The sequence below is a fragment of the Pectinatus frisingensis genome (assembly GCF_014076555.1).
Classification (GTDB): Bacteria; Bacillota; Negativicutes; order Selenomonadales; family Selenomonadaceae; genus Pectinatus; species Pectinatus frisingensis.
Genome location: NZ_CP045424.1, coordinates 2411698 through 2426458, shown reverse-complemented (window position 1 = coordinate 2426458; position 14761 = coordinate 2411698). Strand labels below are relative to the sequence as shown.

The 14761-nt window shown below is 37.4% G+C and carries 12 protein-coding genes and 1 riboswitch; of the genes, 7 read left to right on the top strand and 5 right to left on the bottom strand.

All coding sequences use genetic code 11. The features are described 5' to 3' along the window. Positions 1–4: 4 nt before the first annotated feature. Positions 5–820, bottom strand: a complete 816-nt coding sequence (locus F8M42_RS11370) for a Cof-type HAD-IIB family hydrolase (protein WP_182186771.1) — start codon at positions 818–820, stop codon at positions 5–7. A gap of 379 nt (positions 821–1199) precedes the next feature. Between F8M42_RS11370 and thiD the strand changes: the two genes are divergently transcribed. The 6 genes from thiD (at position 1200) to mgtA (ending at position 8383) form a co-directional block, all read left to right on the top strand. Beyond that, positions 1200–2021, top strand: coding sequence for a bifunctional hydroxymethylpyrimidine kinase/phosphomethylpyrimidine kinase (gene thiD / locus F8M42_RS11365; RefSeq protein ID WP_182186770.1), 822 nt, complete (start codon positions 1200–1202; stop codon positions 2019–2021). Between the two features lie 33 nt (positions 2022–2054). Then, the gene (locus F8M42_RS11360) at positions 2055–3659 is read left to right on the top strand and encodes an ABC1 kinase family protein (protein WP_182186769.1); all 1605 of its coding nucleotides are present in this window, start codon (positions 2055–2057) and stop codon (positions 3657–3659) included. Between the two features lie 61 nt (positions 3660–3720). Continuing rightward, positions 3721–4083: a chorismate mutase gene (aroH, locus tag F8M42_RS11355; protein ID WP_182186768.1), complete on the top strand. Its 363-nt coding sequence runs from the start codon at positions 3721–3723 to the stop codon at positions 4081–4083. A gap of 213 nt (positions 4084–4296) precedes the next feature. Next, a riboswitch (M-box (ykoK) riboswitch) is annotated at positions 4297–4458 on the top strand. 348 nt (positions 4459–4806) lie between these two features. After that, the gene (locus F8M42_RS11350) at positions 4807–5481 is read left to right on the top strand and encodes an MgtC/SapB family protein (protein WP_229711561.1); all 675 of its coding nucleotides are present in this window, start codon (positions 4807–4809) and stop codon (positions 5479–5481) included. 29 nt (positions 5482–5510) lie between these two features. Beyond that, positions 5511–5642: a hypothetical protein gene (locus F8M42_RS13760; RefSeq protein WP_268233946.1), complete on the top strand. Its 132-nt coding sequence runs from the start codon at positions 5511–5513 to the stop codon at positions 5640–5642. A gap of 20 nt (positions 5643–5662) precedes the next feature. Further along, positions 5663–8383: a magnesium-translocating P-type ATPase gene (gene mgtA, locus F8M42_RS11345; protein WP_182186767.1), complete on the top strand. Its 2721-nt coding sequence runs from the start codon at positions 5663–5665 to the stop codon at positions 8381–8383. A gap of 160 nt (positions 8384–8543) precedes the next feature. On the opposite strand, the gene F8M42_RS11340 is transcribed toward mgtA, so the two are convergent. The 3 genes from F8M42_RS11340 to F8M42_RS11330 all read right to left on the bottom strand — a co-directional run bounded on the left by F8M42_RS11340 (position 8544) and on the right by F8M42_RS11330 (position 10733). Continuing rightward, the gene (locus tag F8M42_RS11340) at positions 8544–9254 is read right to left on the bottom strand and encodes a zinc dependent phospholipase C family protein (protein ID WP_182186766.1); all 711 of its coding nucleotides are present in this window, start codon (positions 9252–9254) and stop codon (positions 8544–8546) included. Between the two features lie 73 nt (positions 9255–9327). Beyond that, the gene (locus F8M42_RS11335; protein WP_182186765.1) at positions 9328–9918 is read right to left on the bottom strand and encodes a peptidoglycan recognition protein family protein; all 591 of its coding nucleotides are present in this window, start codon (positions 9916–9918) and stop codon (positions 9328–9330) included. A 26-nt stretch (positions 9919–9944) separates the two neighbouring features. Beyond that, on the bottom strand, positions 9945–10733 hold the full coding sequence (locus tag F8M42_RS11330) for a polysaccharide deacetylase family protein (protein ID WP_182186764.1): 789 nt from the start codon (positions 10731–10733) through the stop codon (positions 9945–9947). A 252-nt stretch (positions 10734–10985) separates the two neighbouring features. Between F8M42_RS11330 and F8M42_RS11325 the strand changes: the two genes are divergently transcribed. Continuing rightward, on the top strand, positions 10986–12671 hold the full coding sequence (locus F8M42_RS11325) for a carbon starvation CstA family protein (RefSeq protein WP_182186763.1): 1686 nt from the start codon (positions 10986–10988) through the stop codon (positions 12669–12671). 220 nt (positions 12672–12891) lie between these two features. Here F8M42_RS11325 and F8M42_RS11320 read toward each other — a convergent pair whose 3' ends face one another. Then, positions 12892–14601, bottom strand: a complete 1710-nt coding sequence (locus tag F8M42_RS11320; protein WP_182186762.1) for a methyl-accepting chemotaxis protein — start codon at positions 14599–14601, stop codon at positions 12892–12894. Between the last annotated feature and the right edge of the window lie 160 nt (positions 14602–14761).

The following is a 14761-nucleotide window of genomic DNA, read 5'->3' as shown; positions in this document are numbered from 1 at the left end:
ATAATCAATTAATAGGCCTATTGTTATTGAGGACTTTGTTTATGGCTTTAGCAACACCGTCAGCGTTACAGGTATCAGTTATAAAGGTTGCTGCTTTTTTGGCGGGAACAATAGCATTACCCATAGCTGCAGAAGTACCGGCATAACCGAGCATGGCAACATCGTTGTCGCCATCACCAAGTGTCATTATATTTTCCTGTTGGATATTCAAGTATTCGGCTAAATATTTTAAACCGACTGCCTTAGTGATATCAGGCGGTGTTATATCAATAGTATAACCGGTATTTTGCTGGAATTTAACAAATGACTTAAATCTTTCTTCAAGCATTTGTGTGAGTTCGAGTGGTATTTTAGTATTACTCCTGATGACTACCTGAGTGACTTTTTTAGTATAAGGTTTATAATTATGGCCAACTTCAGTCATGTTGAATCCTTTTACAGTATGGTAACCGGAAAACATGTCCCAGGAAAAATAAGGTGCAAATTTTTGTGTGCCAATATACCAGCTGCAATAGATATTATGTTCGAAGAAAAAAGCTAATAGTTCTTCTACGGCAGCATCGTCAATATATGTTTCGAATATTGGTTCATCTGTATTAATGTCACGTATCATAGCACCATTGCAGGATATTACAGGTACATTGGCCCCTATTGCTTTTCCAAAAAAAGCAGCAGCAAAATGCATACGGCCGGTTGCTATGGTGATATTTATTCCCTGTTCATAAGCTGATTGAAAAGCTTTTATGTTGGCAGGGCTGACTTTTTTTTCATCATTGAGCAGAGTACCGTCTAGATCAGTAGCAATTAACTTTATTGGCATCGTAAAAAATCCGTCCTTTATGATTTACTTTAGCAATGAATAATAAAATATAATATCTTTCATGATATGGAAGATTATTAAATATAGTGGTTGGTTTATAATTTTTTTATAAGTTGTACTGCGGTTATTATAACTTATTTATTTTATAAAATAAATAGCGGAAATATTTGCTATACTATTATAAATAATATAATATATAAACAGGGGTTGTCGCAGGCAACCATTTTCATTCATAAATATGCAATATTTTGTTCCTTTTGTCCACCCTTAGAAGGGTGGAGAATCGTGTAGCGGTGACGAATTGCATCTTTATGAGGTTAATGCTGTGCCCCATTGGAAAGTGCAATTTGTGTGATTAATTATGTAAATGGGTGTTTATATGAAAAAGGTTTTGACTATTGCAGGATCGGATTGCAGCGGCGGAGCGGGAATTCAGGCGGATATCAAGACAATTACAGCTCATAGAATGTATGCAATGAGTGTAATCACGGCATTAACAGCGCAAAATACCACCGGTGTATATAATATATCAGAAGTAGATGCTGATTTTGTAGCAGCGCAGCTGGATGCAGTATTTACCGATATTATTCCTGATGCGGTAAAAATTGGGATGGTTTCCAATGATGATATCATAAAAACAATTGCGCAAAAGTTGCGGCAATATGATGCTCAAAATATAGTGATTGATCCGGTTATGGTTTCTACATCAGGCAGCAAATTGATTGATAAAACTGCTGTTGAATCATTAAAGAAAGAATTATTGCCTTTGGCAAGGTTGATTACACCTAATATTTGTGAGGCAGAAGTATTGTGCGGATTCATGCCCCGCAATGATGAGGAAATGGAGAAAGCCGCTATAGCAATACATGATACAGTTTTTGATGGGCGCAATGATGACTGCGGCGTGTTGATAAAAGGTGGACATCTTATTGGCAGTGCTGATGATATTATGCGCGATAAATCACTGACTTATATATATCACGGGAAAAGGATAAATAATTCCAATACACATGGAACCGGATGTACTTTATCATCCGCTGCTGCATGTAATTTGGCGGACGGAATGACGTTGCATGAAAGTATTAAATATGCTAAAAAATACATTAATTTACTGTTGGCGGATAAATTAAATATCGGCCGGGGAACCGGACCGCTTAATCATATGGCGGCGTGCACGTGGATAACAAGGGATACACTATAACAGGCAAGAGTTCGATTGGGGCAGGGACAAGGCATGCTGAATGGGATATGGGAAAATAATAAATATGGTTATATAAGTTCATCACTCAGATTAAAGGCAATGCTGTCAGTATTGCGTAAGTATGATATAGTACGGGGCATGAATCCGCTCAAGATGCGTTTGATATTGGAAGCATTGGGACCAACCTTTGTGAAGCTTGGTCAGGTGTTATCAATGCGGCCTGACTTTCTGCCCAGTGAGTATGTTTATGAATTAAGTAAATTACAGACTAAAGCTAATCCACTGTCGTTTGAGGTAATAAAAACCGTAATTGAAAAGGAATATGCCCAAAAATGGACTAATATTTTTGAATCAATTGATGAAACCGCATTGGGGTCGGCTTCAATGGCTCAAGTCCATAGTGCTGTGTTAAAAAATGGCGAACGGGTTGTTATAAAAGTTCAAAGACCGGGAATCTATGATGTAATGGCACAAGATATTATGCTTCTTAAACGTACGGTGAGTCTTTTGCAGTTATTCAGTAAGTCTCGTGGTGTGATTGATTTCATGGCAGTACTTGATGAGATGTGGAGCATTACAAAACAGGAAATGGATTTTATGATGGAGGCTGACCATCTGGATGAGTTCCGCCATCTGAACAGTGATGATCCTAATGTCGGTTGTCCGCAGGTTTACCGACGGTTGACAACAGCACGGATTTTGGTAATGGAATATATTGATGGAATACGAATAGATGAGATAGATAAATTAAAACAGGCCGGATATAATGTTGAACAGCTTGGTCGCAATTTAGGGAAAAATTATATTAAGCAGATTATAAAGGACGGTTATTTTCATGCAGATCCTCATTCCGGCAATATATGGGTGAGAAACGGTAAGATAATTTGGCTTGATTTAGGAATGATGGGACGTCTTTCGCAACAGGAAAGAAGTGCTTTAAAAAAAGCTGTATATGCATTGGCTCATAATGATACTTTTGCTATGAAATCAGCAATATTGTCATTGGGTATAGCCAGAGGCAAAATAAATCATATAAAGTTGTATGAAGATGTAGACACATTAATGATGAGATATAATAATATGCGATTTGATGAATTGCATTTGGGTCAATTATCTCAAGATATAATTGCTGTGTTACGGCAGCATAATCTGGGAATAATACCGGGACTTAGCATGTTTGCTCGAGGTATTATGACTATAGATGGGATTATGCGTATAACTTGTCCCAAGATTAGTTTTGTAGATATTTTAAAAGATCAGATGCAAAGTGATTTTTCAAAGAATTTTAATTGGCGCGACGAGCTAAAGAAAATACGGCAAGATGGTTATTCTCTTATGTATCGGTCAATGCAGCTGCCAGAACAGCTGTCGGATATGATAAAAATGACGATGAGTGGGCAGACTAAGGTCAATCTTGATTTGACCGGTTCAGAGGAACCGTTGAAAAATTTTGACAAAATGATAAATAAACTTATAATCGGCATTATAAGTTCAGCTCTGCTGCTGGGATCTTCTATTATTTGTACAACCAATATGACACCTAAATTTCTGGAAATTCCTTTTTTAGGCGTTTTGGGATATTTGGCAGCGCTTATTTTATGCGCCCGCCTTTTGATAAGTATTTGGCGACATCGTTAAAAATCAAATGCAGAAGCAGTATAATTTGTTTTGTGGCAAAAATATGAAAGAGGCGATTTAGTTGCGTGGCATACGCGGGGCAATAACGGTAGAAAAAGATAATAAAACAGAAATATATGAGGCTGTTCAGGAATTGTTAAGGGTAATAATGTTAAAAAATGAGTTGACTGTGGATGATATCGGGGCGGCTATTTTTTCAGCGACACATGATGTAACAGCGGCTTTTCCGGCAGCAGCGGCACGCTGTCTGCCAGGTTGGAATTTAGTGCCGCTTTTTGATGCTCAGCAGATGGCAGTGGATAATAGCATCGAAAAATGTATAAGAGTGCTGCTTTTAACCGATAGTTCTAAAAAACAGTCGGAAATAGAACATGTTTATTTGGGTGGGGCAAGAAAATTGAGACCGGATATAAGTGTGATATAATCTTGGTTAATTGTATTGATATTGAATCTTGCTTTTAAGTTGACAGTCCCATTTGTTAAAAGACAGTTGATTATCAATGATAGAGGACTGTATAAATATTCATAAAGCAGAAAAGGCTAAAAGATTAATGATAATTATTAATCATGATAATGCGAAGCTGATAGAAAAGTATTGACAAGTGAAAATATGAGTCATATAATAAACAGGAATTAAATATTGTTCCGGTAAGTAAGGCTACTGCAAGGATATGGACTGTTGCCGCGGAGTGGTGGAGACACTATGAGAAGGTTTGAACAGGTGATATCGAAAAACAAGGTATCATCTAATACAGTTTCACCGCCTTGCAAAGTTAAAGCTCAAACGGTGGCGTGGTGTTTTTGCACTGCGAAAATATTATTTGATATTTTCCCATGTCTGCGGTTTGTAACCGGGACATGGGTTTTTGTTTTATTTGAGGAGATGAATGTATGATGGATGATGGAAGTATTCGAAAAATGCCGGACTGAGGAAATTTAATTGGTTTTTAGTGATATTAAGCATAGATTTTTATCAATGAGTTAATATAAATAATATTTTCCACAGTCAGGCATTAAGAAAAACAATAAAATGAATTATTTTTCTTAATTGAATTGACTGTGGATTTTTTGCGCCCTTTTTTAAGTGGAAATGGTTAAATGATCTGCAAAAATCCATTATGAAAAGGGGATGGACACAGTGTTTACGATGTTTTTGATGAGATTGGGAATAGCGGTGCTAGCCGGTATTTTGATTGGTATAGAACGTCAGCTGACAGGGCATCCGACCGGAGTTCGGATCAATACACTAGTCAGCTTGGGAGCGTGTGTTTTTGTGTTGTTTTCTATGATAATTGAACCGGAGCATGCGGCGGATCTGTCCAGAGTGGCAGCGCAGATAGTTTCGGGAGTTGGTTTTTTATGCAGTGGAATTATTTTTAAAGAAGGTACTAGTGTACGCGGATTAAATACGGCAGCGACTATTTGGTGTTCAGCTGCGATTGGCGTACTTGCCAGTACCGGACAGTATGCTATTGTTTTGGCGGCTACGGGGGTATTGCTTATGGTTAATTTATTGTTGCGGCCATTTGCTAATTGGCTGAAACCTTTGGAATGTTTTGATGAAACGGAGAATGTATATCATATTTGTGTGACTTGCATGGAAAGAGAGGAATTGACCATACGAGAAAAAATCATGAATTATATCGCAGATACAAAATTAAAACTCATTAAACTGGAAAGTGGTGATATTATTGGTGAAAAAGTGGAAATTGAAGCAGTGGTTTCGTGTTATGGCAAACAAAGAAATGTAATTGCAGAAAAATTGATTGCCCGCTTGAGTATTAATAAAGGGGTAATCGGGGTCGGATGGAAAAATTTATAAATTGTATCGAACTGAAAGGGGTGAGGACAATGGATGATGCTGGTGGTCATCACAGGATAAACTTTGGGGAAAATAATAAAAAATTCAGATGTATTGATAAATATCTTATTTATATAAAAAGAATAGTTATCAATACATCTGAAAAGATAAATTCCTCATAGCAAAATATGGAGGGAAGACAATGAAAAAAAGTGAAAATTTAAAAATGAAGGTTCAAAGAGAAAAAATCGAAAAAAGGCTTTTATCAGCAGTTAACAACAAAGAAAAATTTTTACGGACAGTGAACACGGATATAGATGGATTATCATCGGAAGTAATAGAAAATAATCGTGAGCTTTATGGTAATAATAAAATAGTACATGGTAAAAGGCTGTCGTTTTTAAAAAAGATAACGAAAGCTTTCATTAATCCGTTTACGTCCATTTTGATATTTTTAGCGCTTATATCATCTTTTACAGATATAATTATTCCAATATATCAAAATTCACCTGATGATGTGGACCCTACTTCCGTAATAATTATTTTGACGATGGTTATCATTTCAGGGTTACTGCGATATGTACAAGAATCACGCAGCGGCGCTGCCGCATCGAAATTATTGGAAATGATTACGACAACAGCTACTGTGGAAAGAAAGGAAACAGGGCTGGCAGAAATCCCCATTGACGATATAGTTGTTGGTGATATTGTACATTTATCAGCAGGGGATATGATTCCTGCCGATGTTTGTCTTTTGCAGGCAAAAGATTTATTTATCAGTCAATCAGTATTGACCGGTGAAAGTGAACCAGTCGAAAAATTTGTAGTAGAACAACCCGGTAAAAAGGGAAGTATGACGGAATACGAAGACTTAGTTTTTATGGGCTGCAATGTTTTAAGCGGCACAGCCAAAGCTGTGGTGGTGACTACAGGCAATGATACGTTATTTGGCACTATGGCTCAGGCAGTAGTTAAAAAACCGGCGATAACTAGTTTTGAAAAAGGGGTAAATTCCGTATCATGGGTGTTGATTCGGTTTATGTTGGTGATGGTTCCGGTTATTTTTTTCATTAACGTATTTACCAAGGGAAGCTGGTTTGATGCATTTCTATTCGGCATTTCTGTTGCAGTGGGACTGACTCCGGAAATGCTGCCGATGATTGTTACGACATGTCTGGCCAAAGGGGCAGTATCTATGTCCAAGGAAAAAACGATAATTAAAAATTTGAATTCCATACAAAATTTTGGCGCAATGGATATTCTTTGTACTGATAAAACAGGGACACTTACACAAAATCGCGTTGTACTGGAATATCATCTTAATGTACAAGGACAGGAAGATGTTCGGGTATTGCGGCACGCTTTTTTAAACAGTTATTTTCAGACCGGTTTAAAAAATCTTATGGATATTGCTATAATCAATCGTATGGATGAAGAAGCAAAAAAAGATGATCATTTGCAAAATTATCCTGGGCAATATATTAAAGTTGACGAAATACCATTTGACTTTACACGCCGTCGTATGAGTGTAGTTGTTGAAGATCAAGAAAAAAAACGTCAGATAATAACTAAAGGTGCAGTGGAAGAAATGCTGTCTATCTGTTCTTATGTAGAATATGATGGAAATGTATCAGAGATAACAGCGGAGCTACGCGATAAAATTAAGAAAACGGTCAAAAGATTAAATTTGGATGGGATGCGTGTATTAGCTGTTGCACAAAAAACGAATCCGGCACCAGCTGGGGAGTTTAGTGTCAAAGATGAATGCAATATGGTGTTAATTGGTTATTTGGCATTTTTTGATCCACCAAAAGAATCTTCATTTAATGCTATAAAAAGTCTTTGGGATTGTGGTGTAGAAACTAAAATACTCACTGGGGACAATCCTGAAACAACGTCATGTATATGCAGGCAAGTCGGAATTGAAACGAAGAACTTGCTGCTGGGTAGTGATATTGATGGTATGACTGATGAACAATTAAATCGTGCCGTAGAAAAAAGCAATGTGTTTGCCAAACTGTCACCGGAACAAAAAGCACGAATTGTCACTGCACTGCGGGTTAATGGACATACGGTAGGTTTTATGGGAGATGGAATAAATGATGCGGCTGCAATGCGGGCTTCTGATGTAGGTATTTCCGTAAATGAAGCAGTTGATATAGCTAAAGAAGCTGCAGATGTTATTTTATTGGAAAAAGATTTGATGATTTTGCAAAAAGGCATTATCGAAGGTCGTAAAACCTATGCCAATATGATTAAGTATATAAAAATGACTGCCTCATCAAATTTTGGCAATGTGTTTTCTGTGGTTATTGCCAGTACGTTTTTACCATTTTTACCCATGGAAAGTTTGCATTTAATTTTATTAAATCTTACTTATGATTTGTCTTGTACGTCGATTCCCTGGGATAATGTCGATAAAGAGTTTTTAAGAGTTCCCCGCAAGTGGGATGCTTCTTTTGTAAAATCTTTTATGTTGTGGTTTGGTCCGACAAGTTCAGTATTTGATATAACGACATATTTATTTATGTATTTTATCGTTTGCCCAATGATTGTATCGAATGGACTGCTGTACTCAGCCATTCCGGAAGGCGATACAGCTATGCGGGCTCTTTATGTGGCAGTTTTCCAGGCAGGTTGGTTTATTGAATCAATGTGGACACAGACTTTAGTTATTCACATGCTTCGTACACCTAAAATCCCATTTCTTCAAAGCCGCGCATCATTTCCTGTGATAACGCTCACTAGTATCGGGATTGCAGTGCTTTCATATATACCATATACGTCATTTGGTGCAGATATCGGACTGGCACCTTTAAATAGTATTTATTGGACAATTCTCTTAGGCACGGTTGCTGTATATATGTTTTTAGTTACTGTCGTAAAAAAAGTATATATTAAACGTTATGGAACATTTTATTGATAGTATTTAAAAAGTAGTAATAAGAAAATAAAGAGACTGCCGCGTGTAAACATTTTCATTCATAAATATGCATATTAATTTTCATTGCCTGTCCTTGAAAGGATGATGGCAGGTTGCATTTTTATGAGGTCAATGTCGTGTTCATGCGGCAGCCTTTTTGTTAGTCATATATGTTTTCTTTAATAAACCACAGATAAAAAGCGGCAGAACTGGTTTGAGCGCGCGCCAACAATATTTGATCACAGTGGAAATAAATGTCTTCTGAAGCGGACCCGTTTATAAATGGCATAAAAGCAATGGTAAATTTAGCATTTTCGACAAATAATTTCATGGGATTTTGGCAGATTGGTAGAGTATTATCTGTCAGGACAGTAAATTCGCTGAGATGAGCCCTCACCCATCGCTCAAATTTTTTGTGGCCATGAAATAAATGAACACATACATGGTGGGGAACGGTCATATCCTGCAGTAGATGGGCAGCAGCACCAAGATAGAAAAATGTTCTGGGGAAATTATGTCTTTTACTGGCTCGTTCCGCTTTATTCAAATAAGAAAAAAAGATGCTGCGGGCTGACGGAAGAAACCATAAACCGTGGTTAGTAGCAGGATTGAAAAAATGACAGGTATTCTTAAAGTTTAGATCTGCCCATACGACACCATTTTGCAGGGCAGAAAAATTTTCCTGCAGTATATGTAAGTTGACAGTTTTTTTGATAAAAGGGTTTTTGAGTAATTCTAATGCCTTTTTATTGCAAAATTTATGTGTTAAGCACAACTCATTGGTACGGTTAGTGTTTTCAACAATGTTTTGAATAAATAATGAAAATGCGGCAGGAATAGGAATATGGTTTAAATAATCAGCTAAGTACATGACAGTCACCTTACTCAATAAATGACAGATAGATGTCAATGATGATCATCAATAATGCAGGATAATACATATATTACATTTGTGCGATGACTTTTTGGCGAAAATCATCAAGCTGGCAATAAAGATTTTTCCCCGGACATAATGTGCTGTTGAGGTCACGGTGTCCGTATATGACATTGTTAGAAGGATTCAATTTATATAATTCGCATAAAAATGCTGTAAGTTGCTCCCCAGATTGTAATTGCGGATCAGTAGGATAGGCTTCTTCAAAATCACCGACTATATTGATACCGATAGAAGTCTGGTTATATCCGTAGCAATGGGCACCTATCGTTGTGCGGGGACGACCGCGTTCTATTGTGCCGTCTTTTCGGATAACATAGTGATAACCTATTCCGGCCCAGCCGTTGGCAAGATGCCATTGATGGATTTCAGCAGCAGAAACATCGCGGTTCGTTCCACCGACATGATGTATTATGATCATATTGGTACTGGGACGGTCCTGCAGGGGCTGGGCAAACTGAAGATAAGTTTCCTTTATATAAGGTGGAGATACATGATGACCGTCTGCTGCGTGGGCAATATTGGTCAAATGCAGATTCGGTGCAAGATAAAAGCTTCCTAAAGTATAAAGCGAATAAAGTAAAAATTTTCTGCGATTCATTGGCAAATGTCCTTTTTAATTACTTATTATATGGGGAAAGTTAAGTGTGTATTCGCTGCAATACGCATAAAATATGGAAAGTGTAAATCAAGCCAAAAACGGATGAAAGTATGACTGTATGCCTGAAAGACAGGTATCCTGTTTAATTCATACATATCGTCGCGCTTGGCATCATCTCCCAGATTAACGGTGAAAGCAGCACGATAACCGTCTTTTTTCAGCAGGGAAATTACATGTTGATTGTAAGCCCCATAAGGATAGGCAAGGCAGTCAATATGATAGCCCAAATGTTTTTCCAGATCCAGTTTGGAATCCAATAATTGTTTTTGAAGTTCATTATCATTATTTATTTTATTCAAATATGGATGATTAAATGTATGTCCCTCAAAAGTAATGGTATCTCTCATTTTGTTTATATCCTGCCATGAAAGGTAATTATTATAGCCAATATAGTGCGAAATGAGAAATATCGCAGCTTGAAGATGATATTGCTTTAGTATGGGATAAGCATTGGTATAGTTGTCTTCATAACCATCATCAAAAGTTATTAATACCGGATTGGGGGGTAATGGGACACCGTTTTGCAGATAATTGAATAATTGATCTGGTGTGATGGTGGTATAACCATTATCATTGAGATATTTCATTTGTGTAGTGAATTCCTGGGTACTTAAAGCCAATACTGTGTGGTTGGTATTGTTTATTTCGTGATAATTGAGGACAGGTATTTCTCTTTTGCTCATGAAGCGATTGATAGAAAAAACGGCTGCTAAAAGAAAAAATATTATAAAATAAAATTTCTTCTGTTTCCACATAAAATAGATAGCACTCCTGATATAGTTTTTTAGATTTATATATTCATGCTACAATACAAATGTGAAATTTTCCTGAAAAAGTGTCTTGAATTTAGATAAAAATGATAATAAAAATCATTATGATTATAAAATAACAAAAAAAATATAATTACAAATTAACATATATTAATTGACTACGATAAGCATAAGTGTTATATTAAAGAGCACATATATTTTATTATTATCAAAAATTTATGAGAGGAGTTAATATATGTGAATGGCGTAATTATGCTTGGATTAGCAATTATTATTTTTATAACAGGATATTTTACTTATGGAAAATGGCTGGCACGCACCTGGGGAATTAATCCGCAGGCAAAGACACCGGCTTACAAGTATGAAGATGGTCAGGATTATACACCGGCATCAAAATTTATGGTATTTTCCCATCAGTTTTCTTCTGTGGCGGGTGCCGGACCGGTGACCGGTCCGATTATAGCAGCAATGTTTGGCTGGCTGCCGGCATTTTTATGGATTGTCCTGGGGGGACTATTTTTTGGCGGTGTGCAGGATTTTGTCTCATTATATGCATCAGTGAAAAATGATGGGAAATCAATGGGAGTACTTATTGAGCAATATATAGGTAAAACGGGTAGAAAATTATTTTTGTTGTTTTGCTGGTTGTTTACATTGCTTGTGATAGCAGCTTTTGCCGATATAGTTGCCAATACTTTTAATGGGTTTGCCAAAGATGGCAGCAGGACACTGCCAGGAGCTGCCGCTGCTTCAATATCTATGCTTTATATTGTCGGTGCTTTGATTTTTGGGATTTTTGTGAAAAAAATCAAACCGACAGAACAATTAAGATTTGTAGTTGCCGTATTGTTAATGGCAGGGATGATTTGTTTGGGGATCGCTTTTCCCCTATATTTTTCACGTGATATATGGATTTTTGTGGCACTTGGTTATTCTTTTGTTGCTTCAGTGCTGCCAATGTGGTTGTTAATGCAGCCGCGGGATTATTTAAGTACGTTTTTACTTATTGGGATGATTCTTAGCGCTGTCGTTGGTATTAGTATTGCTAATCCGGCAATAAATATGCCGGCATTTGTAGGATTTGAAGTGAATGGGCAGAGTCTGTTCCCTATTTTGTTTATAACGATAGCCTGCGGTGCCGTATCGGGTTTTCATAGCCTGGTATCGTCAGGAACATCATCCAAGACAGTTGCCAATGAGCGCGATATGTTATTTATCGGGTATGGTTCCATGCTAGTGGAATGTGTGTTAGGTATTGCAGCTTTGATAATTGTGTGCGCAGCGGCAACAAATGGGCAGATGCCGGAAGGTACACCATTTCAGATTTTTTCAGGTGCTGTGGCAGGATTTTTGAGTATGTTTGGATTACCTAAGCTGTACGCTGTGTGTATTATTACTATGTGTGTGTCAGCATTGGCTTTTACGACCTTAGATACGGTAGTGAGAGTGGGGCGGCTTTCACTGCAGGAACTTTGCAAATCAGATGATGCCGCATCAATGAATATAATCCAGAAATTATGTGCCAACAAATATGTTGCCACCTTTCTTACTATAGCTGTTGGCTATTTGCTTTGCCGTATCGGTTATATGAATATCTGGCCTTTGTTTGGTTCTGCCAATCAGCTTTTAAGTGCATTGGTATTGATATGTATGGCGGTGTTTTTGCGCATGACCAACCGTAAAGGCTGGATGTTGTACATTCCTATGGGAATTATGTTTGTAGTGACATTTACTGCTTTGGGTCAGGCTGTTTACCATATTATAAATAAACTGGTCGATGGTAATTTTGTATTTATGAGCGATGGGCTGCAGCTGATCTTGGCACTGGCTCTTATGATATTGGCAGTATCAGTGGTTAGACATTGTGGCAGAGAATTGCTGTCTGGAACATTAAAAAATTCTCAGACAGTTGCCGAAAAATAAATAATTAGATATAAAAAGGGGCTGTCATAGTAACATTAACCTGACAAATGCAATTCATCTTTTATTCAGTCTGTCCTTTTAAGGCCAGATGAAAAGAAAGAAATATTGCATATTATGAGCGGAAATGTTTACGTGTGACGACCCCTTTAAAATTTGTAGATACAAAAAATCACCTGGAGGAAGACAGACTGAATAGACAAGAAAGGTATTGTTATATTTTTTAAAATTTGAATTTGTGCAGTTCAGCCTGCGATTCTTGTGCCAGTTTTGCCAGAGCTTCACTGGCTGAAGCAATTTCTTCCGCGGCAGCCGATTGTTCTTCGGTGGCAGCGGACACTGACTGTATTTCGGCTGATATGCTGTTACTGTGAGTGTCAATCAATTTAACATCATCATCGACATTTTTCGCATTTTTAGTTACTTTATCAACAGCTTGTGCCATAGAAGTCATTTGCGAAGATACTTTATCAACAAGAGTATCTATTTGACTAAACATATCACGCAGATTTTCTACGGATTGTGCACCTTCTACGACTTCCGTGCGGCCTTTTTGCATGGCGTTTACTGCACTGGAAGTTTCATTTTGAATATTACTTATTAATTCAGTTATTCGTGTAGCTGCATCCTGCGATTGTTCGGCAAGTTTTCTTACCTCCTCGGCAACTACGGCAAAACCCTTGCCATGTTCACCGGCTCTGGCAGCTTCTATGGCAGCATTGAGTGCCAGTAGATTGGTTTGGCCGGCAATATTGGATATGGTGTCGATTATTTGACCAATCTCCTGAGAACTTTGGCCAAGTTTTTCTACAATTTCTGCCGAAGATTGCACAGTGTTTTCTACAGTTTTGATCTTATTTACAGAGGCATCTATTGAGCTGTTGCCTTCGGTAATATATTTGGCAACATTAGTAGCATTTTTAGTTACTTTGTTGGATTCATCACGAATATTTTCTATGGAACGGGTAATTTGTTCTACGGCATTTTTCCCTTTGTCTACAGCAGATTTATTTTGCTCGGTGATATCAGCTGTGTGAGTGGCAGATTCTGCTATTTGTACAGCAGTATGTGATGACTGGGTAGAATTTGCCGTGAGCTCTTCTGAAGCGGCAGCAACTTGTTCGGTCGAATCATTGATTTTTCTCATAAAATCAGCTATGCTTTTGCGAACATCAAAAAGGCTCGCGGCCATTTCACCAAATTCATCACGACGTGATGTTTTGGGACCATTCTCCCGGTAATCACCGGAGTGCAGGGCCTGACATACTTTTATCATTTCTTTTATCATTCGGGTTATTTCTTTTATAAAATACATGCAGGCAATAAATAAAACCAAAAAAACAATAAGTGTTTTTATGAGCATAGTATAGATTGCCGTCTGTATATCTTTGGCATTTTGTGCATTAGTATTTTTGGCGGTGTCATCTTCTTTTTTTTGCAGGGTGTTCAAACTGTCACGTAATTTTATCATATCGGCAGCACCCTTGTCTTCATAAAGAGCGGCTGCCTGTTGCCGATCTCCTTGTAAACTCAATTGCATGATGTTCAGCATTGTGTTTTTATAGTTTTTCCAGGCATCATCTGTTTGTGTTAAATCGTTTTTACCGGCTGAAGTCAATAACTGGTATTGAGACCATTGCTGCTCATAGTCACCGATAAATTTCATTATATCATTTTTTCGTGCCTGAAGCTTAGCCGGATCAGTTTCAATGGACGTCTGTAAAGCACGGCTTTGAATTATCCTGGTATCGACAATTGCATTGCTAAGGTAGTTTATAGACTGTAAATTTTGTGAATAGATACTTTCCATTGCTGCCTGGGCTTTGATTAAATAGGAATAGCCTGTATATCCCACTATAATCATGCCAATAGCAGCAACGGCAATTATTGCCATTGCTTTGTAAATGATTTTTAGATTTCTTAATCTTTCCATAGAATCTACTCCTCTTATATATTGTTGAATCATTATTCCTAATTAAACATACATAATGGTTTTTCCTGCGAGAAAAAATAGCCCATATAAATAATAACGGCAATAATGATGTTAATCATCATTGCCGTTATTATTTATATGGGCAGTGTGCATGCGTTTG